Genomic DNA, 20212 nt, shown 5'->3' on the forward strand with positions numbered 1-20212 from the left:
CGCGGCGCCGGACGGGCGACGGGTCCTCCCCCGAGAGCGCTTCGGGGGAGGACCCGTCGCCCGCGCACCGCCGGCGGCACCCGCCGTCCGGTCGCCTACTCCGGGGGCGTGGGGGTGTCGTGGGTGCGGTACATCGCCTGCACGTCCAGCTCCAGTTGGACGGTCGGCCCGACGACCGCGATGCCACGGGCCAGCATGGACCGCCAGTTGAGGGTGAAGTCCTCCCGGTGGAGTTCCGCCTTGGCGAGCGCGGCGCAGCGCAGTTCCTGGTCGTAACCGCCGTTCACCGTCCCGAGATAGGTCGTGTCGAGGCCGACGGAGCGGCTGGTGCCGTGCATCGTGAGCGTGCCGTGCAGCGTCCACCGGGAGCCGCCGCGGTAGGCGAACCGGGTGCTGGTGAAGTCGATGTACGGGTAGCGCTCGACGTCCAGGAAATCCGCGGAACGCAGGTGGTTGTCACGGGTGTTGTTGCCTGTGGAGATGCTGGAGGCGTCGATGCGCACCGAGACGTGCGAGTCGGTCATGTCCGGCGCGACGCGGATACCGCCCTCGAAGCGGGTGAAGCGGCCGTGGACGTGGGCCATGCCGACGTGCTTGGCGATGAAGCGGATCGCGGTGTGCGGAGGGTCGAACAGCCAGGTCCCGGCGGTCGGGAGTTCCGGCTGGCGGGCGGACTGCAGGGCGACGCGCACGGGAGGCAGCGCCACTCCGGCGGTGATGTCGAGATCCTCGCGGGCCGGTGACAGGCCCTCGGCCACCGTCATCACGCTGTAGGAGCCGGCCGGCAGCGTCGCCACGAACCAGCCGTTCGGATCCGTGGTCCCGTGTGTCGCGACGCGGCGGCTGTCCAGGGCGGTCACGGTCACTTCGGCTCCGCCCATGGGCTGTCCCATGGGGTCGACGACCTCGAAGCCGAATCCCCCCGCACCGGGCGGCAGGGGGACCGAGAGGCTCGGTGTGGCGCCGGACGTGCCGCGGGAAAGCCGGCGTCGGAGCAGCCCGAGGGCCATGGAGTCCACCTTTCTTCACTGTGTCACCGTCGCGCGGCCCGCGTCGTCCCTGTGTTCGCGGTCGTCAAGAACCATCCGGAACGGGGACACGGGCGTGGGGCGTCAGTTCGTTGACGATCATAGAGCCGAGGGTCCGGAGGGGTTCACTCCGGGTCCTGGAGCTGGGGAAATCGCCTCCGGACCGGTCGATCCCGGCAGATCGGCGCATCGGCGAGGTGAAACACCACGCCCCGGCCTCCGTGATTTGCAGAGATGCTGTGGCGAAGGACACGAGGAATTCGCGACGCCCGCACACGGCCCGCGGTTCCGTCACACACTCGACACACCGTCCTCGGGAGGAGCCTTCGGGGGTCGGCGGTTCTCAGGAGAGGCCCTCGTCGCGGCAGGACGGACCACGGCCCGCTCGACCGTTCGCGCCACCGTGAGCGTGTTTCCCGGCGTTCGGGGGACATGAGGCGGCATGGCGAATGTCGGAAAGCACGTGTCGGCGGACGTACCGGGCCCCGCGCTCAAGCGAGCGCTGACCACCCCGTTGCTGTACTTCTTCATCCTGGGCGACGTCCTCGGCGCCGGTGTCTACGTCCTGGTGGGGCAGGTGGCCGCCGACACCGGGGGAGCGGTGTGGGTGCCGCTCCTCGTCGCGCTGCTGCTGGCGCTGCTGACCGCCGCGTCCTACGCGGAGCTGGCGACGAAGTACCCGCGGGCGGGCGGAGCCTCCCACTACGTCACGCGTGCCTTCGGGCCATTCGCCGGGTTCGTCGCGGGGTTCTGCATGCTCGCCGCCGGCATCGTCTCCGTGGCCGCACTCGCCCGGGGCTTCGGGGGCGACTACCTGTCCGCCTTCGTGACGCTTCCGGTGGGCGCCGTCGCCGTCCTGTTCCTCGCCGCGCTCGCGCTGGTCAACGCCCGCGGCATCAAGGAGTCGACCCGCGCCAACGTCGTCGCCACCCTCGTCGAGGTGGGCGGCCTGGCCGTCATCGTCGTCCTCGGCGGGTGGCTGCTGCTGCGCGGAGACGGCGACGCGGGACGGCTCGTCCAGCTCGGCACGCCGGAGAAGGGGGCCGCGGCGGCCGTGCTGAGCGGCTCCGTGCTGGCGTACTACTCCTTCGTCGGGTTCGAGACGTCCGTGAACGTCGCCGAGGAGACCCGCGACCCGCGGCGTTCCTACCCGCGCGCCCTGTTCGGCGCCCTGGCCACCGCGGGGGCCGTGTACGTCCTGGTGGGCCTCGCCGCGTCCGCGGCCGTGCCGACGTCCCGGCTCGCCGAGTCGAGCGGGCCGCTGCTCGAGGTCGTCGAGGCGGCCGGCGGAGTGCCGACGCGCCTGTTCAGCGCCATCGCCCTCGTCGCCGTCGCCAACGGCGCGCTGCTCACCGGCATCATGTCCTCCCGGCTGGCCTACGGCATGGCCCGGGACGGACTCCTGCCCGCCGTGCTGACCAAGGTGCTGCCCGGCCGCCGTACGCCGTGGGCCGCCATCGCGGTCACGACCCTGCTGGCGATGCTCCTCGCGCTCACCGGAAGCGTCGCCACCCTGGCGTCCACCCTGGTCCTGCTGCTGCTCGTGGTCTTCCTCATGGTCAACACGGCCGTGCTGGTCCTGCGCCGCGACCCGGGCGGCACCGATCACTTCCGGACCCCGACCGCGCTGCCCGTGCTGGGTGCCGCGTCCTGCGTCGCGCTGGCCACGCAGATCGAGGCCGAGGTGTGGCTGCGCGGGCTGATGGTCGTCGCCGTCGGCACGGCGCTCGCCGCGGTCGCGGCCGTACGGCGTACCGGCCGCGGCGAGCGGGAGGGGGACCCTGACGGCGCCGGTTCCCCCCGGGAGTCCGACAACGTGCGGTAGCCGCTTCCCGGCGGCCGGTGTGCCGGCCGCGGGGGTGGGCGCCGTCGCGCAGGGGCGGCGGAGCGCGATGGCCGGGACGGGCGTGCCGTCGGCCGGGGAAGCGGCCGACGGCGGGGAACGCCGCCCCGGCAGGCACCTCGTGGACCAGGGGCGTACCGGCGAGACCCCGGACCGCATCGCGCTCCCGGCCGCCGCCGGCTCCGGCGACACGGCCCGGCCGCGGCCGTGAGCGGCGCCGGTCCGACGCCCGTCTCCGAAGAGGCACCCGTCCCTGCTTCAGGAAGCGGCGCCGCGCCGCTTCCGCGAGGGCCGGACGGTCGAGCCGGGCCGGTCCGCCGCCCGGCGGAACACCACCCGCCTCCCGCCCCACCACCGAGCACCCAGAGCCCGGCCGACGGCCACCGCCACCCCCGCGACGACCCCGGCCGCGACCAGCCGCTCCACCCCGAACCCCGCACCGGTCACCGGAGCCGCCGCGGCCACCAGCACCACCCCGGCCCCCGCACAGGCTCCGACCGCCTCGCCCCACACCCGCACGGTCCCGCGTCCCCACCTCCACGGCCACGTCTCACTCGTCACCAGGTACGCGACCAGCAGCCCCGCCGCCCCGGTCGCCCACGCACGACCGGGACCGCCGCCGGTCACCGGGCCCCGGACGACGGGATCCCCGTTCGCCGCCGCCCGGGGTGCGCGCGGCCGCCGGCTCAGGTGGTGTCCGACGGACGGCCTCCGCGGAGTTCCGGCGCGGCGCCCGGACCGCGTCCGCGTTCCGGCTCCGGACGAGGCCGTGCGGAAGCGGGGCCCCGCTCCGTCGGGGTCTCCGTCGTGGCACCAGGCCGCGTACCGGCGACGGCCGACCGTCGTCCCCCGTGCCGGCCCAGCGTCGCGAGGACCAGGGTCACGGTGACGGAGGCGGCCGCCATCAGCGTCATCGCCGCGGCGGGCGAGGTCAGTTGGGCCAGCGCGCCCGCGAGGACGGTGCCGACGCCCTGCAGGGCCGTCATGCCGGTGGCGTGCAGGCCGAGGGCCTGGCCGGCGAGGTCGTCGGGGGTGAGCGACATCAGGCGTTCCTGCAGGACCAGGCTCGCGGCGAAGCCGACGGAGGCGACGGTGACCGCCACGGCCGACAGCGCCACTCCCGGACGTAGGACGAAGAACAGGTGAGGAAAAGCCAGCAGCAGGCGCAGCGGGGTCGCGAGGCGGGAGCGTACGGCGGCCGGTACCAGGCGGCCCACAGCCAGGTCACCCACGAACATGCCCAGCGCGCCGAACGCGTACAGGGTGCCGGCGGCCTCGGGGGCGTAGGAGACGTAGAGCGAATCGCCGCCGACGATCAGACCGTTGGGGACCCACAGCCCGAGGTACGTCAGGCGGCGGGAGCGTGAGGACCACAGGAAGGCGTTGGTGCGCCAGGTCGCACGGACGGACGGCCGGCCCGGGGCCCGCGGCGGCCGGGCCGTGAGGCCCAGGCGGGTGACGAGGGCCGACACCACGTACACCGCTGCCGCGAGGAGCAGGCAGCTGCGGGGGGACAGCAGCGTCAGCAGCGCGCCGCCCGTCGCGAAACCGGCCGTCTGCGTCAGGCCCCAGAGCATGTTGTACACCGAACGCCCGAGGACGTAGCCGTCCTTGGACAGGATCTCGTTCATCAGCCCGCCGCGCACCCCGCCGCCCAGCGACGCGACCAGGCCCTGCAGCAGCACGACGGCGAAGACCGCCGGGACGGGCAGGCCGGGCAGCGCCAGCACCGCCGTGCCGGCCGCGAAGACGAGACCGAGACCGGACAGGACCGCCCGCGGGGGCAGACGGTCGGCACCCGAGAGCAGGAACACGCCCCCCAGCAACTGCGCGAGCTGTGGACCGCACATGCTCACCGCCGAGAGGAACGGGGAGCCGGTGACCCGGAACACCATCGTGCCGAGGGCCAGGCCGCCGATCGTTTGGGCCGCGGCGAAAGCGGCGAAGGAGAGCAGGAACGGAGTGAACTCCGGGGTGCGGAACAGGGAGCGGTAGCTGCGCATGCGCCGAAGTCTCGGACCGGCCGGAGGAGCGTGGATACTGTTTCGCCCGCACACGAAAGGTCGTCCGCATGGGCCTGTGGCAGATCGGCACCGACACCCTCGCCCGCAGCCGGTTCGTCCTCTCGCCGTTCGCCGAGACGTTCGCGAGCCTGAAACTGCTGCACGCGGGGGCAGGCGCCCACCAGGGCGAGGAGGCCTGGCTGCACGCGCACCTGCCCGGCTACCGGGCGCGCCTCGCGGCCGACCCGGTGGCCGCCCCGCTCGTGCGGGCAGCACTCGGCGCCTCCTGGATCGCCGACTTCTTCTGCCCCACCTCACGCGTCGGCGAGAGCTTCGAGGAGACCGTGACCCGGGTGCGGGCGACCGGGCCCGGGGAGGCCCGGGCCGACCTCCGTGTGTCCCTCGGCGGCCCGCTCCCCGCCGCCCTGGAGCGGGACGACCTGCCCGAGCGGGCGACCGCGCTTCTGACGTACGTCTGGGACGAGACCGTGAGGCCGTACTGGGAGCGTCGGCGGCGCGTCCTGGAGGCCGACGTGACCGCCCGGACGGCGCAGGTGAGCCAGGGCGGCTGGGCGGCCGTGCTGGACTCCCTGAAACCGGGGGCCCGGTGGATCGGGGAGAGCCGCCTCCAGGTCAACCCGAACTCCTACCCCCCGCGGGAGGTCGCCGACGGGGCCGACCTGCTGTTCATGCCGGTCACGCCGAGGACCAGCTGGGTGTCGTGGGAGGGGCGGGAACGGTACGCCGTCGTCTACCCGTGCCTCGGGGTGCTCGCCGGCGATCACGGCCGGCGCCCGGCCCCGGCCGCGCTCGGGGCGCTCATCGGCACCGCGCGGGCCGGACTGCTGATGCTGCTCGGAACTCCCATGAGCACCACGCAACTGGTCGCCGTCACCGGGAAGGGGCTGGGATCGGTGGGCGGGCACCTGCGGGTGCTGCTGGACGCGGGGCTGGTGCGGCGGCGACGGGCCGGGCGGTCGGTGCTGTACGCCCGGACGGCGGCCGGGGAGGCGCTCGTCGAGGCCTCGGGGGCCGGTGGCGACGACGGCCGGGGCCGGGACGGAGGGACGCCGGCCCGGGCGGCCGGACCGTGACCGGGGGGGCCGGGAGCACCACGCGAACGGCGCGTGGCGCACCTGCCGCTGACCGCGGCGCACCGGGCACCCGCACCTGCCCGCACCCGGTGGCCGCGCCCGTCCGGCGGACCACCGCGCGGACCAGCCCCTCCCGCATGCCCGTGGAGCCCGCACCCACCGGCACCCCCCGGCCCCGCCCGTGTCCCAGCACCCGAACGAGCGTTCACGGCGGTTGTGTTGCGGCCGTGTGTCAGGATCCGCACCACGGGCCGCTGTACTGGTGCCCCGACGCCGGCGTGTGCTTCCCTGGCCTCATGACCGTGCTCGTGACCCGCCGCCACGTCGACTACGTGCGTGTCACCACCACGGGCTGTACCGCTCGGAGCTGACGCCCCGCTCGGGCCTCTGCCCCGCCTCTCCTCCGCGCCGCACCGACCGCCGCCCCGTCCGGGCACGGCGCTCGGTCCCGCGGCCGCCCCCCTCCTCGCGCCGTCAGCGCGCCGCGACGTCCTGTCGCGGTGCCGCACCCGCGCGTCGCGCACTCCGCCCTCCGCACAAGGGAGCAGCACCATGAGCCAGCCGATCGACTCCGTCACCGCCGGTCACACGCCCGACGAGGAGTCCTCCGGGCCCGACACCTCGGCCTGGTCCTTCGAGACCAAGCAGATCCACGCGGGTGCCGCACCGGACCCGGCGACCGGAGCCCGGGCGACGCCGATCTACCAGACGTCGTCGTTCGTGTTCCGGGACACGCGGCACGCCGCCGACCTGTTCTCGCTCGCCGAGCCCGGCAACATCTACACCCGCATCCACAACCCCACCCAGGACGTCTTCGAGCAGCGCATCGCCGCGCTGGAGGGCGGCGTCGCGGCGGTGGCCCTGGCGTCCGGGCAGGCGGCGCAGACCCTGGCGATCCTCACGCTGGCCGGCTCCGGCGACCACATCGTCTCCAGCGCGTCCCTGTACGGGGGCACGTACAACCTGTTCCGCCACACGCTGCCCAAGTTCGGCATCGAGGTGTCCTTCGTCGACGACCCGGACGACGCCGAGGCATGGCGGGCGGCGATCCGGCCCGGCACCAAGGCCCTGTTCGCCGAGACGCTGGGCAACCCGCGCGGCAACGTGCTCGACGTCCGGGCCGTGGCGGACCTCGCGCACGAAGCCGGCGTGCCGCTGATCGTGGACAACACCGTGCCCACGCCGTACCTGCTGCGGCCCATCGAGCACGGCGCCGACGTCGTCGTCCACTCGGCCACCAAGTTCCTCGGCGGGCACGGGACCACGATCGGGGGCGTCGTCGTCGACGGCGGCACCTTCGACTTCGGCGCCCACGCCGAGCGCTTCCCCGACTTCACCGAGCCCGACCCCAGCTACCACGGTCTGCGGTACTGGCCGGCGCTGGGACCCGGCGCCTTCGCCGTCAAGCTGCGGGTCCAGTTGCTGCGCGACCTCGGCCCCGCCCTCTCGCCGCACTCCGCGTTCCTGCTGCTCCAGGGCGTGGAGACGCTCAGCCTGCGCATCGAGCGGCACTCCGCGAACGCCCAGGCCCTGGCGGAATGGCTGGAACAGCGCGACGAGGTCGCCGCCGTCCACTACCCGGGACTGCCCTCCAACCGCTGGTACGAGGCCGGCCGGCGCTACCTGCCGCGCGGCGGGGGCGCCGTCCTGGCCTTCGAACTGCGTGACGGTGTCGAGGCCGGCAAGCGCTTCGTGGACGCCGTCGAACTCTTCAGCCACCTCGCGAACATCGGCGACGTCCGCAGTCTCATCATCCATCCGGCGTCCACCACCCACAGCCAGCTGGACGAGCGGCAGCTGGAGGCCACCGGCGCCTCGCCCGGCCTGGTGCGGCTCTCGGTGGGCATCGAGAACCTCGCCGACCTGAAGGCCGATCTGGAGGCCGGGTTCCGGGCGGCGAAGGGCGCGTCCTGAACACGGTGCTGACGCCCTCACAGGTCCCCCTCCCGCCGGCCTCCGGGGCCTGGCGGGAGGGGGACCCGCCCGGGCGTCGTCAGTGGTACGAGCACGGGGCGCCGCTCGGCCTGGAGGCCGGCGGCCGACTGCCCGCCCCGCGGCTGGCGTTCGAGACCTGGGGGAGGCTCGCACCGGACCGCTCCAACGCCGTGCTGGTCCTGCACGCCCTCACCGGCGACAGCCACGTGGCCGGCCCCGCCGGGCCCGGACACCCGTCCCCGGGCTGGTGGGACGGGCTCGTCGGACCCGGGCGGGCGCTCGACACGGACCGCTGGTTCGTCGTCGCCCCCAATGTCCTCGGCGGCTGCCAGGGCAGCACGGGGCCGGCCTCGCGCCGCCCCGACGGGCGGTACTGGGGCGGCGACTTCCCGTTCCTGACACCACGCGACCAGGTCGCCGCCGAGGCCGGTCTGGCGGATGCGCTGGGCATCGACCGCTGGGCCCTGGTGGTGGGCGGCTCGATGGGCGGCATGCGGGCGCTGGAGTGGGCCGTGGCGCACCCGGAACGGACGGGCGCGCTGCTGCTGCTCGCCACGACGGCCGCCGCGAGCGCCGAGCAGATCGCGTGGGCCGACATCCAGCTGCGTGCCATCCGCTCCGACCCGCACTGGCGCGAAGGCCACTACCACGCCACGGCGCGGGGCCCGCACGCGGGACTCGGCCTCGCCCGACGCCTCGCCCACGTCACCTACCGCAGCGAGCCGGAACTCCAGGCCCGCTTCGGCCGCTCCGCCCAGGCCGGGGAGGACCCGTGGTCGGGCGGACGGTACCGGGTCGGGTCCTACCTCGACCATCACGCCGCCAAGCTGGTACGCCGCTTCGACGCGGGCAGCTACGTCGTGCTGTGCGAGGCGATGAACAGCCACGACGTCGGCCGTGGCCGCGGCGGTGTGCGCGCCGCGCTGGGCCGGGTGACCGCCAGGACCCTGGTGGCCGGGGTCGACTCCGACCGGCTCTACCCCCTCTCGCAGCAGGCGGAACTGGCGGCGGGCATCGGCACGGCCGACGGCCTGCGGGTCGTCGAGTCCCCCTGCGGCCACGACGGCTTCCTCGTCGAGGTGGAGCAGGTCGCCGCGCTCGTGGCGGAGCTCCTGCGCTGAGCAGGCCGGGCCGGCGCGCTCGCGGCGTCCCCGGGGGGTGCCGGCCCTGAGGTCGGGAGCCGTTCTCGCGCAGCCACGTTATGCAGACCTGCCGCCCGCGAACGGCCGGGCATTGCGCCCGGCGGGCGGTGGCCGGACCTCTGATCAGCGTCTGTGACGGCACCCCTCGGGCCCGGTGACACCACCCCCCAGGTCATCCCATCGACAGGGGGCAACAGTCACGCCGGGCCCGGAGGCCAGCGGCCCTCTTGCAGGACCGCGGAGAAGACAACGGGGGGCAGGTCCCGGTTGTCCCGCAGGGCGAGGCTCACCAGGACGAGGGCCCTGGTGAGCCTCCGCCGGCTCCCGGCTCAGGCCCGGTGCACGACCGTGCCGCCGGTCATCGTCAGCACGACGGGCGCCTCGCCCAGTTCGTCCGCGGGCGCGGTGACGGGGTCGACGGCGAAGGCCGTCAGGTCCGCCCGGCAGCCCGGCGCGATGCGCCCCGCCACGTCCTGCTCGCCGACCGCGCGTGCCGAGTGCGAGGTGTAGCCCTCGAGGGCCATCAGTCCGGTGAGGGCCTGCTCGGCGGCGACCGGCTCGACGTCCGGCCGTCCGGGCAGTCTGCGCAGGCGGGCGGTGGCGAGGACCTCGCGCGGGTCGTAGTGCGCGATGGGCCAGTCCGATCCCAGGACCAGGCTCGCGCCCGCGTCCCGCAGGTCCCGGCAGCGCCAGGCCCGGCCGGCGCGTTCCTCACCGAGCCGCAGGGACCACTCGTCGCGGTGGTCGGCGCGGGTGTAGGCGACGTGGGTGGGCTGCATGGAGGCGGCCACTCCGAGCTGGGCGAAGCGGGGCAGCTGGCTGTCCGGCACGGTCTCGATGTGCTCGATCCGGTGCAGGGCGCGCTGCCGGGGGTCGTGGAGGAGTTCGACGGTGTCGAGGACGTGCCGCACGGCCGCGTCCCCGATGGCGTGGGTGACCGTGCGGACCCCGGCGTGGGCGAGATGGTGGACCGCCCGGGTGTAGGCGGCGGGGTCCGGCCAGAACGCCTCGGTTCCCTGGTGGTGGCAGTCGGGGTGCTCCAGCCAGGCGGTGCCGCCCTCGACGGTGCCGTCCATGAAGAACTTCACGCCGCCGACGCGCCAGCGCCGCCCGTGCGCGCGCTGCGTCTCGACGAGGTGGTCGAGGCCTTCCTCGTCCGTGCCGGGCATGCACCAGGGGGCGATCCGCAGGCGCAGCGGCAGCTCGCCGTCCTCCTCGATGCCGGTCAGGAGGTCCAGGAGGCCGGGTTCCTGGAGGTCCATCACGTGGGCGCCTGTGAGGCCGGTCGCCGCCATGTCGCGCAGCAGGGCGAGGAGGCGTTCCCGGCGCACGGCCGTGCTCTCGCGCGGCAGGACGGGATCCATCAGGCTCATCGCGGCGAACTCCACGAGGTGCCCGGTGGGCCGGCCGTCCGGGTCGCAGACGACCTGCGCCCGCTGTTCGAAGCGGCGCGGTCCGTCGATGCCCGCGGCCGTCAGGGCCGGTCCACTGGCCAGGGCGGAATGGCCGTCGTAGAGCCGGATGAAGGCCGGTACGCCGCCGAGGGCCTGGTCGATCTCGTCGTGGTGGACGGGACGGCCGAGGAAGGCGTTGTGGTCGAGTCCGTGGGCCAGGACCCAGTCGCCGGGGCCGGCCGCGCGGGCCGCCGCGGCCAGCGCCGCCCGCAGCGCGTCCAGGTCCCGGCAGCCGGAGAGGTCGAGCCCGGTGGCCATGGTCAGGCCCAGGTACGGGTGACTGTGGCCGTCGACCAGGCCGGGGGTGAGGGCGGCCCCGGCCAGGTCGACGACCCGGGTCCCCGCGCCGCGCCAGTCGCGTACGTCCGTCTCGTCCCCGACGGCGACGACGTGACCGTCCTTGACCGCGACCGCACGGGCCGAGGGCCGGTCCGGGTCGAGGGTGCGGACCCGGGCGCCGGTCAGGATCGTGTCGGCGACGGCGGGACGGGATGCGGGGGAGTGTGACACGGAGGAAGTTCCTTGCTGTCGGTGCCGATCGGGTGCCGGCCCCGGTGGGCGGGCCGGCGACTGGTGGGAAGGACTGGGCCGGTGGGGGTCAGCTCGCCTCGTCGTCCGGCTCCTGGGCGAAGTGGGCGTACACCCCGGGCCGGCTGCGGCGGATGCGCAGGGAGATCAGGATGCCGAGGGCGAAGGCGCCGGGGACCAGCAGGACGAGCACGGCGTTGGTGGTGGACGACGCCCCCGTCATCAGGTCGATCTTGCTGATCACCAGCCACAGCGCACCGGCCATGAGGACGGCGGCGGCCGACGGCGCGATCACGGTGCGCCAGCGGCCCTCCTCGTGCCGGACGCGCCGGAAGTGGCGGAGGACGGCGACGGCGGTGACCGCCTGGAGAGCCAGCAGCCCGATCGCGCCCGGGGTGTTCACCCACAGCAGGAGCTGCCGGTACGGGTCGGCGCCGGCCAGGGCGAAGCCCACGACGACCACCAGCGCGAGAACGCTCTGCGCGATGCTCGCCACGTGCGGGGAACGATGCCTGGGATGGATCCGGCCGAGTGCCTTCGGCAGGACGCCTTCCTGGGCGAGCGAGAGCCCGTAGCGGTTGATCGCGTTGTGGAAGGCCAGTTGCGAGGCGATGATGCTGGTGACGATGAAGACGTGCATGAGGCCGGTCGCCCAGCCGCCGACGTAGTGCGTGGTCGCGGTGAAGAAGAGGCCCATCGGGTCGGCGGCGAGGGCCTTCGTGATCTGCGAGCCGCCGAAGGCCTGGATGATGATCCAGACGCAGAACGCGTAGAAGAGGCCGAGGAACGCGACGGCGGCGTAGGTGGCCCGGGGGATGGTGCGTTCGGGGTCGCGCGCCTCGCGGCGGTAGATGGCGGTGGACTCGAAGCCGGTGAACGCGGCGAACGCGAAGGTGAGCACCGCGCCGGTGCCGGGCACCAGGACGTTGTCCGGGGCGAAGGAGTCCAGGGCGAGGCCCTCGGCGCCGCCGTCGAGGAGGACACCGCCCGCGAGCAGGACGAGGATGCCGGTCTCCGCGAGCAGCAGCACGCCGAGGACCTTCGCACCGAACTCGATGCTGCGGTGGCCGAGGAACCAGATCACGAAGACGCCCGCGACCGCGATGGCCGGCCAGGGCACGTGAACGCCCCACAGGGCCTCCAGCGTGTCCTGGGTCCCGGTGGCGAGCAGCCCGTAGACGCCGATCTGCATGCCGTTGTAGGCGAGGAGGGCGAGTGTGGCGGCGCCGAAGCCGGCGGGCCGGCCGAGCCCGCGGGTGATGAAGGCGTAGAACCCGCCGCCGTGGCGGACGTGCCGGGTCATCGCGGTGAAGCCGACGGCGAAGAGCGCGAGCGTGGCGCCGGCGACCAGGTATCCGACGGGCGCGCCGATGCCGCCGATGCCGATGGCGAGGGGCGCCACACCGGCCATGACGGTCAGGGGCGCGGCGGCCGAGACCACGAAGAACGCGATGTCCGCGACGCCGAGGCCGGCCCGGCGCAACCCGGGTGACTCGTCCCCGTCCCGGGCGCTCTTGCCGTCTGTCGTGCTCGTGCCCTGCGGCGGGGTGCCTTCCGGTGTTCCCTCGCGGGAGGCGGACTCAATGGCCATGACGCTCGGCCCTTCTTCGACGGAGGATCGGGGGTGACGGCGGCCCTGAGCGTCCGGAAGCGGGGTGGTGGGCGGGGCCGCCGCGAAACCTAAACCATTTCGGTTTAGGCAATGTAGACGGAGGACGTACGATTCGGGAAGACCTCACGTCAGGAGAACGGCATATGGCGCGGCCGCGGAAGGCCCTGCTCGACCGGATGCGCATCGGGCGTACGGCCCTCGAACTCGTCGACGAGACGGGCGACTTCACCGTCCCGGAGATCGCGCGCAGGCTCGGCGTCCAGACCGCCTCCGTGTATCACCATGTGGACGGCCGGGCGGGGGTGATCGAGCTGCTGCGGGACCGGGTGGTCGACGGCCTCGATCCCGCGACGCTCGACGAACGCCCCTGGGACGCCGCCCTGGAGACGTGGGCCCATTCCTACCGCGCCGCTTTCGCGGCCCATCCCCGGGCGATCCCCATGCTGATGACCTCGCCGGTGCGCGCGCCGCGGGTGATCGAGCAGTACGAACGCGTGGCCGGCCTGCTGCTGGACGCGGGATTCGCGCCGGAGACCGTCATGCCGGTCATCACCGGCCTGGACAACATCGTCCTCGGCTCGGCCCTGGACATGTCGGCACCCGAGGTGATGTGGGTGGTCGAGGAGAAGGCCCGGGCCCCGCAACTGGCCCGGGCCCAGGCGGCCACGGGGCCGTCCCGGGCCGACCGTGCCTTCGGCCTGACGCTCGCGGGGTTCCTGGCCCACTGCCGCGACGTCCTCGCGGGTGACGGGTCCGCCGCCGACGCCGACGAGGCGGGGGAGGGGCCGGCCCGGACGGCGGGCCCCGGCCGGGAGGGCGGGCCTCCGGCGCGCTGACCGCCCGCCGCGGCAGCGTCTCGAGCGGGGGCGGCCGGCTCGCCGGGACGGGCCGGGAGCCGGGTCCGGCCGGCGCGTCGCGGGAAGGGAACCGCCGGGCCGCCCCCTCACGGGTGGGCGGTCCGGCGGACCGGTCATCGGCCTGCGCGGACGCTACGGGCGTACGTCGTAGGCACGGGACACGGTCTGGCGCACGGAGGCGCCGGCGGCGTCCGTGAACTCGGACCGGAGCCAGACCTGCCGGCCGGCGGCGCCGGCGTGGTCCACCGTGGCCGTGGCACCGTCGCCCGTGACGGTGACGTCCGCCTCGGTCCACGTCCTGCCCTCGTCGTAGGAGTAGGACAGCTTCGCGGACCTCAGCCTGCCCGGGGTGTACCCGGCGTGGCCGGTGACGCGCAGTCCGATCCGCAGACCGTCCCGCGCGGGCACGGTCTTGAGGCCGTCCTCCGGCAGGTCGTAGCGCGGGAAGAGGATGCCGAGGCCCTGCGAGTACCGGTTCTCGTCGAGCTTCGAGCGGAAGCTCCAGACGGTCCGCACCTGCTGCGACCGCTCCCACACCCGGGCGGGCGAACCGAACTTCCTGATGTCCTGCTCCAGTTCGTACACGGCCTCCCCGGCCGGCACGTCGAAGGTCCCGAACGGGTGACTGCTGCGGGCGAGTTCCTCGCCGTCCTTGCGCAGGACGAGGTTGCCGATGTCGCCGAAGGAGCCGGGCTGCGCGTGGTGCGCGCCGTCGCCCCACATCGCCGCGGAGAAGCCGATCAGGTTGCCCTGCCGTTCGGCGACGAGCACCGGCCCGCCCTCGGTGTCACGCGGTGCGGTGGGGGCCACCACGCCGTCGTACCAGGACTCGGAACGCTCGCTGCCGGCCCGGTAGGTGCGCCGCCGGTCGTTCATCGCCTCGCCCCAGGGGAAGCTGCTGGAGACGGAGTGGTCCCACGCGATGTCGCCCGCCGAGTAGAACTCGGTGCGCCTGCCCGGCGCCGGGACGGGTTCGCCGAAGCCCAGGTACGCCGTGGTCCCGTCGGAGGAGTACGCGCCCACGGTGTCGAAGAAGTCGCCCGCCACGCCCATTGCGTGGTACGTCGACGTGACCGTCGCGAGCCGTTCGTCGCGCACCCGGTAGGTGCGGTCGCCGCGGATCGGCGCGTCCTCGGCGAAGGAGAGGTTGTAGACGTACGGGCTCCTGGCGGTGGCCTTCCAGCGCAGCGTCACCTCGCCGGCGGCGAGCCTGTCGAGCAGCGCGCGGGCCTCGTCCGCCGGTACGGCGAGCGTCGGCAGCACCGCGCCCGTGATGCCGGCCAGCGGCTGCCAGCGGCCGGGGGCGGCGCGGTGCACCACGAGCGCCTTCGCGCCCGCGGCCTTCGCGTCCGCGGCCAGGGCACCGACGGCCCCGTCGTCCGGCGCGAGGACCAGGGCGATCTTGCCCTTGACGTCCGCCGCCGCGAGCTCCTCGGGCGAACCCCCGCCCGCGTCGACGAGTTCCGACCGGCCGGTGCCGTCGAGGTTGACACTGCCCTTGCCGGACGGGACGGGGTGCAGCGCGAGACCGTCCGTGGTCCTCAGTTCGGAGACGAGCGGGGCGTACTGCCGCCAATGACTGCCGAACGTGAAATCGCCGTCCTGGGCGCGGCCCTCGACCGAGGCGTAGAAGCCGCGGACGGTGCCCTGGGCGGTGATGGTTCCGGCGTGCAGCCAGTTCTCGCCCCAGGAACGGGAGAAGGAGAGCGTGGCGGTCCGGGTCTCGGCCGGCCGGTCGGCGGCGACCTTCAGCCGGTGCGCCTTGCGCGCGTCGAGGACCACCGTGGTGTCCTCGGTCAGCTTCAGCTGCGGACGGCCGAGGTAGGTGACCGAGTCGGTCATGCTCCCGCCCGCGTCCTGCGTCTCGACGAAGCCGGACAGGAAGTAGCTGCCGGGACGCAGCCGGTACGTCTGGTCGGCGGCGCCGTCGTTGAAGCGCCGCTCACCGGTGGCGTCGTCGGTTCCGATCACGTCGAGGGACGAGGACCCGTCGGCGGGCTTCCCCGCGCGGTCCACGAGCTTGACCCGCAGGGAGACGGTCTCCGGCTGGACGTAGAGGGAGAAGGGCGTGGAGACCGCCACCCCGTCGGCCTCGGCGACGATGCGGCCGGTGACGTCCCCGTACTGGCCGGCGGCGAGGCGGGCGGTGGGGTCGATCCGCAGCGGGACCCTCACCGTGGCGCCCGCCGGGACGGTGACCGAGCGGTCGACGAGCCTGGCCACGGAGGACCGGACGGGCGAGCCGTCGTTGCCGGTGACCCCTTCGACCCGCAGGCCGAGCCGCACCGTCCTGTCGCCCATGTTGGTGTAGGGCACGTCGACGGTGGTGCGGTCGCTGTCGTCCTGCGGCCAGGCGAAGGTGCCGCCCTGCACCGCGGGGACGCCGAGCACGGTGGCGTCGGTCGCGGCCTTCACGTCGAGCAGGCCGCCGCCGGTCTCGCGCACGTCACCGGGGACGTCGCCGTCGGCGGAGGACACCAGGGCCGCCTTGAGCTGCCGCGCCGTCCAGTCCGGGTGCCGCTGGCGCAGGACGGCGGCGGCGCCCGCCACATGCGGGGTGGCCATCGACGTCCCCGACATCGACCGGTACGCGTACACGCCCCGGCCGCCCGCCGCCGCCGCGGAGATGTCCACTCCGGGCGCGGTGATCTCGGGCTTCAGGGTGTGCGTGAAGGGGGCCGGACCGCGGCTGGAGAACCAGGCGGTGGAGCCGTCCCGGTCGACGGCGCCGACCGTGAGCACACCGGGAGCGCAGCCCGGCGAGGAGACGGTGTTCAGGGACGGCCCCGAGTTTCCGGCGGCCACGACGAACAACGCGTCCGACGTCTCGGCGAGTCGCTGGGCGGCCACGCTCATCGGGTCGGTGCAGTCGGTGGGTTGCGGGCTGCCGAGGCTCATGGAGACGACGTCGGCCTCCTGCTCGACCGCCCACTCCATCCCGGCGATGATCCAGGACTCGGCCCCCGAGCCGCCGTCGTTCAGGACCTTTCCGACGAGCAGGTCCGCGCCGGGGGCGACGCCCTTCTTCTTCCCGCCGCTCGCGGCGCCGCTGCCGCCCACGGTGGACAGCACGTGGGTGCCGTGTCCCTGGCGGTCGTCGGTGGAGTCGGAGTCGGTGAAGTTCTTCTGCGCCGTGATGCGGCCCTCGAGGTCCGGGTGCTCGGCGTCCGCACCGGTGTCGAGCACGGCGACCTTGCTGCCCTTGCCGTCGTAGCCGGCGGCCCAGGCCTCGGGGGCGTGCACCTGCCGCACCGACCGGTCGAGCCGGGCCTCGACCTTCGAGTCCAGCCACAGCTTCCTCAGGTCCCTGGAGGAACGGGACCCGGCACCCGAGACGTCGGCCCAGAAACCGGCCGCCTTCTTCTTGTCGGCCCTCAGGGCGACACCGTCGACGGCGGCGAGGACCAGAGCGCGCTGCGCGCCGAACGGAACGGCGGGGGTGGTGCGGGCCACGTCGACCGACGTGTCGTACACCGCGATCAGCGGCAGCGACCCGGTGCGGGCGTCGTCGTAGCCCTGGCGGACCAGACCGGTGACGTTGAAGAGCTCCTCGTCGACCCGGCCCGCGGCCAGCGCGTCGACGGCGGCCTCCGGGTAGACGTACAGGTCGTCGCCCGCCCGCCTGGTCTGGACGACGGGCACGCCGCCGTCCTCACGGGGCAGTGCCACGGCCGTGCTGCGGCCGGACGCGTCGGTGGTCACCAGGACGCGGTCCCCGGTGATCAGGGTGACGGTCGAGCGCTGCCCCTGCGCGGCGGCGGCCTCGCTTCCCACCAGCGGTCTCTTCTCCGGTCCGGCCGTCCGTGGCTGTGCCACGGACGGTGCGGCCGCGGTCGCGGCCAGCGTCACGGCCATGGCCGTGACCAGAGCACTCCGCAATATCGCGCGCATCGGTCTCCCCAGCTAGAGGTGTGCGGTGGCGACACCCTGACAGAGAGACAGGTGAGGCAGTGGCGACGTGGTGAGGCGGGTTTGTGCCGTGACCGGTACCCGCCACGGGAGCGGTCCCGTCCCGGGAACCGCACCGGACCGGCCGGGGCCGCCACGGACCCGGTGGGTTCCGGCCATGGACGCCGAGCGCCGTTCCGTACAGCCGGAGGGACGGTTCGCTCCGCGACACGTGCCCGGAACCGGCCCGGTGCGCGTGGGGCGGAGACACCCGGGGGAACCCGCGCGCCGCGACGAGTCCCGCGGTGGGCGGCGGTCGTAGTGTCGGACCCGTTCCCGAGGAGGATGTCTGATGCGCAGCGTGACCTACTCGATGGGTGTCTCCCTCGACGGCTACATCGTCGGGCCGGACGGCGACTTCGACTGGGCGGGGCCCGACGAGGAGGTCTTCCGCTTCTGGATCGACGAGATCCGGGGGACCGGCGTCCACCTGCTGGGACGGCGGCTGTACGAGACGATGCTGTACTGGGAGACCGCCGACCGGGATCCCTCGCTCGACGACTCGATGCGCGAGTGGGCCGCGCTGTGGAAACCGCTCCCGAAGGTGGTGTTCTCCACCACGCTGCCGGCGGTGCAGGGCCGTGCCCGCCTGGCCTCCGGGGGCCTGGCGGAGGAGATCGCGCGGTTGCGGGCCGAGCCGGGGGAGGGCGACATCGCGATCGGCGGCGCGACGCTCGCCGCCGAGGCGGCCGCGCTGGACCTGATCGACGAGTACCGGGCCGTGGTCCACCCGGTGCTGGTCGGCGGTGGCATTCCGTTCTTCCCCCGGCACGGACGCCGGGTGGGTCTCGAACTGGTCGAGACCCGCACCTTCGGCTCGGGAGTCGTCCACCTGCGCCACCGCGTGGTGCGCTAGCCCCGCTCCAGGAGCCGGCGGCCGGGACCGGGCCGTCGCGGGGTCACGACAGGACGACGTGGCACTTCGGCTCCGTGCTGTCGGCGACGGTGGGGCAGGTCCCCGCGGCGGGGGACGCCCGGGTCCCGGCCGGCGCGCTGCCCGCCGCGCCGCACGGTCCGGGACATGCGCCCGGCGGCCGAGGCGGCGACTGGCCACGCGGCCGGGGCGAGGGCCGCCTCACCCCGGCCGGCCCCTCTACTCCGAGGGGTAGATGTCCCCGCTGCGCATGGCGCTCTCCTGCTCGCACCGGGACCGCAGCGAGCGCGCCTCCTCCTGGAGACGGGCACGCCGCTGCGGATCGTCGGTCCGCTCCGCGGCGTCGGCCAGGCCCTTGGCCTTCTCCCGCATCTGCTGCAACCGCTCGCGCGTTTCGTCTGAGCTCATGGTCGATCACCTCGCGAATGGGAAACGCCAGGACGAACGGCCGGGACCTGCGCGGCGCAGGAGCCCGACGACGCCCCGGTCGCCGTGCGCGGGGCCGAGGAGCCGGCCGCGCCCGGTCACCCGCCGGCCACCCGCGCCGAACGGCGGGCGCACGGCCTCCGGGGCGCTCGCCCTGTCTCCAGGGTGCGCCGGTGACGTCGTACCCGCAGCCCGGGGTGGGCCGCGCCCGCGTGCGGCCACTCCCGCGGGGACGTCCGACCCGGCGGACACGTCCCCCGCCGTCGGTCGTCGCGGCCGGCGCGTCCGTGCCGGCCTTCCCGGGGACCCGCCGGTGAAGCCCTCGCCCGGACGCCGCGGACGGCCCGGCGAGGGCCCGGGCCGTCCGCGGCGGCGATGCCGGCCCGGTCACGACGACGCGACGGCTTCCCGGACCTGGGGCAGCGAGGTGACGCCGTCGGAAGCGAGGAAATGACCGCATCCGGGTATCACCCGTGCGGAGACCCCGAGCAGGCCGGCGAGACGGTCGGTGTGAGCAGGCGGCACGTACGGGTCCGCGTCCGACCGTATGACGGTGAGCCGATCGATGTGGTCGCCGAGTCCCGCCACGTCGCAGCCGTGTCCGATGTAGGCGTCCAGGACCGGGAGCGCGGGCAGCCGGTCGACGAAACCGGAGACCAGCACGAGCGTGCCGAGACGCCAGGGGCCCGGCAGGGAGCGCAGATGGCGCAGCACGGTCAGGCAGCCCAGGCTGTGGGCGACGACGATCGAGTGTTCGTCGGGCGTCCCCAGTTCGGTACGTACGGCGTCCCCCCACCGCCCGGGGTCCGGGTCCCGCGGATCCGGGAGGGCCGGGACCGTGGTCGGGATGCCGTCCGCTCGGAGCCGTTCGGCCAGCCAGCCGAACCAGTGGTCCTCGGGGCCCGCGCCGTAGCCGTGGATAATCGAGGCGCGCTGTCGGAGTGTTCCGCGTGTCATGCCGCAGGACGGTAGGGGTTCACGTCAGCGTGAAGGTCAAGCCGATGGGGAGGAGCCGACGGTGCTGATCAGCGAGCTCGCCGACCGGACCGGAGTGAGCGCGCGAGCGCTGCGCCACTACGAGGACCGAGGACTCCTGGCCCCGGTCCGCAACAGCAGCGGGTACCGGGAGTACTCCGAGTCCGACGTCGTCCGTGTCACGCAGATCAGGATGATGATCTCCGCCGGCTTGGGAACCGGTGTCATCCGGCAGTACCTCGACTGCGCTCGCACCGGCGATCACGGCGTCTCGCTGGAGATGTGCCCGGGTCTGCGGGCCGAGCTGGACGCCGTGGCCAGACGCCTCGACACCAGGCAGGCCGAACTCCGCGAGACGCGACGGCGGCTGAGCGAGCTCGCTTCGGCCGGCCGAGGCGCGCCGGCGATGCCCTGACCGGAACAGGTCGCGCGGGTCCGGGCCGCGATCGGCACCGCCGGCGCCGCCCTGTCCGTCTCCTCCCGGCCCCGGTCC

General features: G+C 74.3%; 15 protein-coding genes. 8 read left to right on the forward strand and 7 right to left on the reverse strand.

The window, feature by feature from the left end; all coding sequences use genetic code 11:
• Positions 1-95: 95 nt before the first annotated feature.
• Positions 96-1010 carry a YceI family protein gene (locus ACZ4V6_RS04760; protein ID WP_467822511.1) on the reverse strand — a complete coding sequence of 305 codons (915 nt, stop codon included), beginning with the start codon at positions 1008-1010 and terminating at the stop codon, positions 96-98.
• Positions 1011-1470: 460 nt separating this feature from the next.
• Here ACZ4V6_RS04760 and ACZ4V6_RS04765 point away from each other — a divergent pair, with 460 nt between their 5' ends.
• Positions 1471-2853 (forward strand): APC family permease, encoded by a 1383-nt coding sequence (locus tag ACZ4V6_RS04765; protein ID WP_467822512.1) that lies wholly within the window; start codon positions 1471-1473, stop codon positions 2851-2853.
• Between the two features lie 67 nt (positions 2854-2920).
• Complete coding sequence (locus ACZ4V6_RS04770; RefSeq protein WP_467822514.1) at positions 2921-3082, forward strand: hypothetical protein; 162 nt, start codon at positions 2921-2923, stop codon at positions 3080-3082.
• A 475-nt stretch (positions 3083-3557) separates the two neighbouring features.
• Here ACZ4V6_RS04770 and ACZ4V6_RS04775 read toward each other — a convergent pair whose 3' ends face one another.
• Positions 3558-4874 (reverse strand): MFS transporter, encoded by a 1317-nt coding sequence (locus tag ACZ4V6_RS04775; RefSeq protein ID WP_467822515.1) that lies wholly within the window; start codon positions 4872-4874, stop codon positions 3558-3560.
• A gap of 68 nt (positions 4875-4942) precedes the next feature.
• Here ACZ4V6_RS04775 and ACZ4V6_RS04780 point away from each other — a divergent pair, with 68 nt between their 5' ends.
• From ACZ4V6_RS04780 to metX, 3 genes are all read left to right on the forward strand, one after another.
• Positions 4943-5968 (forward strand): helix-turn-helix domain-containing protein, encoded by a 1026-nt coding sequence (locus tag ACZ4V6_RS04780; protein ID WP_467822516.1) that lies wholly within the window; start codon positions 4943-4945, stop codon positions 5966-5968.
• A 552-nt stretch (positions 5969-6520) separates the two neighbouring features.
• Entirely contained in the window at positions 6521-7882 is a 1362-nt protein-coding gene (locus ACZ4V6_RS04785; RefSeq protein WP_467822517.1) for a bifunctional o-acetylhomoserine/o-acetylserine sulfhydrylase, read from the forward strand.
• A gap of 5 nt (positions 7883-7887) precedes the next feature.
• Complete coding sequence (gene metX, locus ACZ4V6_RS04790) at positions 7888-9024, forward strand: homoserine O-acetyltransferase MetX (RefSeq protein ID WP_467822518.1); 1137 nt, start codon at positions 7888-7890, stop codon at positions 9022-9024.
• 350 nt (positions 9025-9374) lie between these two features.
• On the opposite strand, the gene ACZ4V6_RS04795 is transcribed toward metX, so the two are convergent.
• A complete protein-coding gene (locus ACZ4V6_RS04795; protein WP_467822520.1) occupies positions 9375-11009 on the reverse strand; it encodes an amidohydrolase in 1635 nt (544 codons plus the stop codon).
• An 88-nt stretch (positions 11010-11097) separates the two neighbouring features.
• Positions 11098-12618, reverse strand: coding sequence for an APC family permease (locus tag ACZ4V6_RS04800; protein ID WP_467822522.1), 1521 nt, complete (start codon positions 12616-12618; stop codon positions 11098-11100).
• Positions 12619-12782: 164 nt separating this feature from the next.
• Between ACZ4V6_RS04800 and ACZ4V6_RS04805 the strand changes: the two genes are divergently transcribed.
• Positions 12783-13475 carry a TetR/AcrR family transcriptional regulator gene (locus ACZ4V6_RS04805; protein WP_467822524.1) on the forward strand — a complete coding sequence of 231 codons (693 nt, stop codon included), beginning with the start codon at positions 12783-12785 and terminating at the stop codon, positions 13473-13475.
• Positions 13476-13628: 153 nt separating this feature from the next.
• Here the strand turns inward: ACZ4V6_RS04805 and ACZ4V6_RS04810 are convergent, their stop codons facing one another.
• Entirely contained in the window at positions 13629-17387 is a 3759-nt protein-coding gene (locus ACZ4V6_RS04810) for a S8 family peptidase (RefSeq protein WP_467822525.1), read from the reverse strand.
• A 349-nt stretch (positions 17388-17736) separates the two neighbouring features.
• Between ACZ4V6_RS04810 and ACZ4V6_RS04815 the strand changes: the two genes are divergently transcribed.
• Positions 17737-18300 (forward strand): dihydrofolate reductase family protein, encoded by a 564-nt coding sequence (locus ACZ4V6_RS04815; RefSeq protein WP_467822527.1) that lies wholly within the window; start codon positions 17737-17739, stop codon positions 18298-18300.
• A gap of 237 nt (positions 18301-18537) precedes the next feature.
• Here ACZ4V6_RS04815 and ACZ4V6_RS04820 read toward each other — a convergent pair whose 3' ends face one another.
• Entirely contained in the window at positions 18538-18726 is a 189-nt protein-coding gene (locus tag ACZ4V6_RS04820; RefSeq protein WP_467822529.1) for a DUF6381 family protein, read from the reverse strand.
• A gap of 405 nt (positions 18727-19131) precedes the next feature.
• The gene (locus ACZ4V6_RS04825) at positions 19132-19701 is read right to left on the reverse strand and encodes an RBBP9/YdeN family alpha/beta hydrolase (protein ID WP_467822530.1); all 570 of its coding nucleotides are present in this window, start codon (positions 19699-19701) and stop codon (positions 19132-19134) included.
• A 61-nt stretch (positions 19702-19762) separates the two neighbouring features.
• Here ACZ4V6_RS04825 and ACZ4V6_RS04830 point away from each other — a divergent pair, with 61 nt between their 5' ends.
• Positions 19763-20134 carry a MerR family transcriptional regulator gene (locus ACZ4V6_RS04830; RefSeq protein WP_467822531.1) on the forward strand — a complete coding sequence of 124 codons (372 nt, stop codon included), beginning with the start codon at positions 19763-19765 and terminating at the stop codon, positions 20132-20134.
• Positions 20135-20212 lie beyond the last annotated feature (78 nt).

The organism is Streptomyces sp. NPDC029152 (assembly GCF_055564355.1).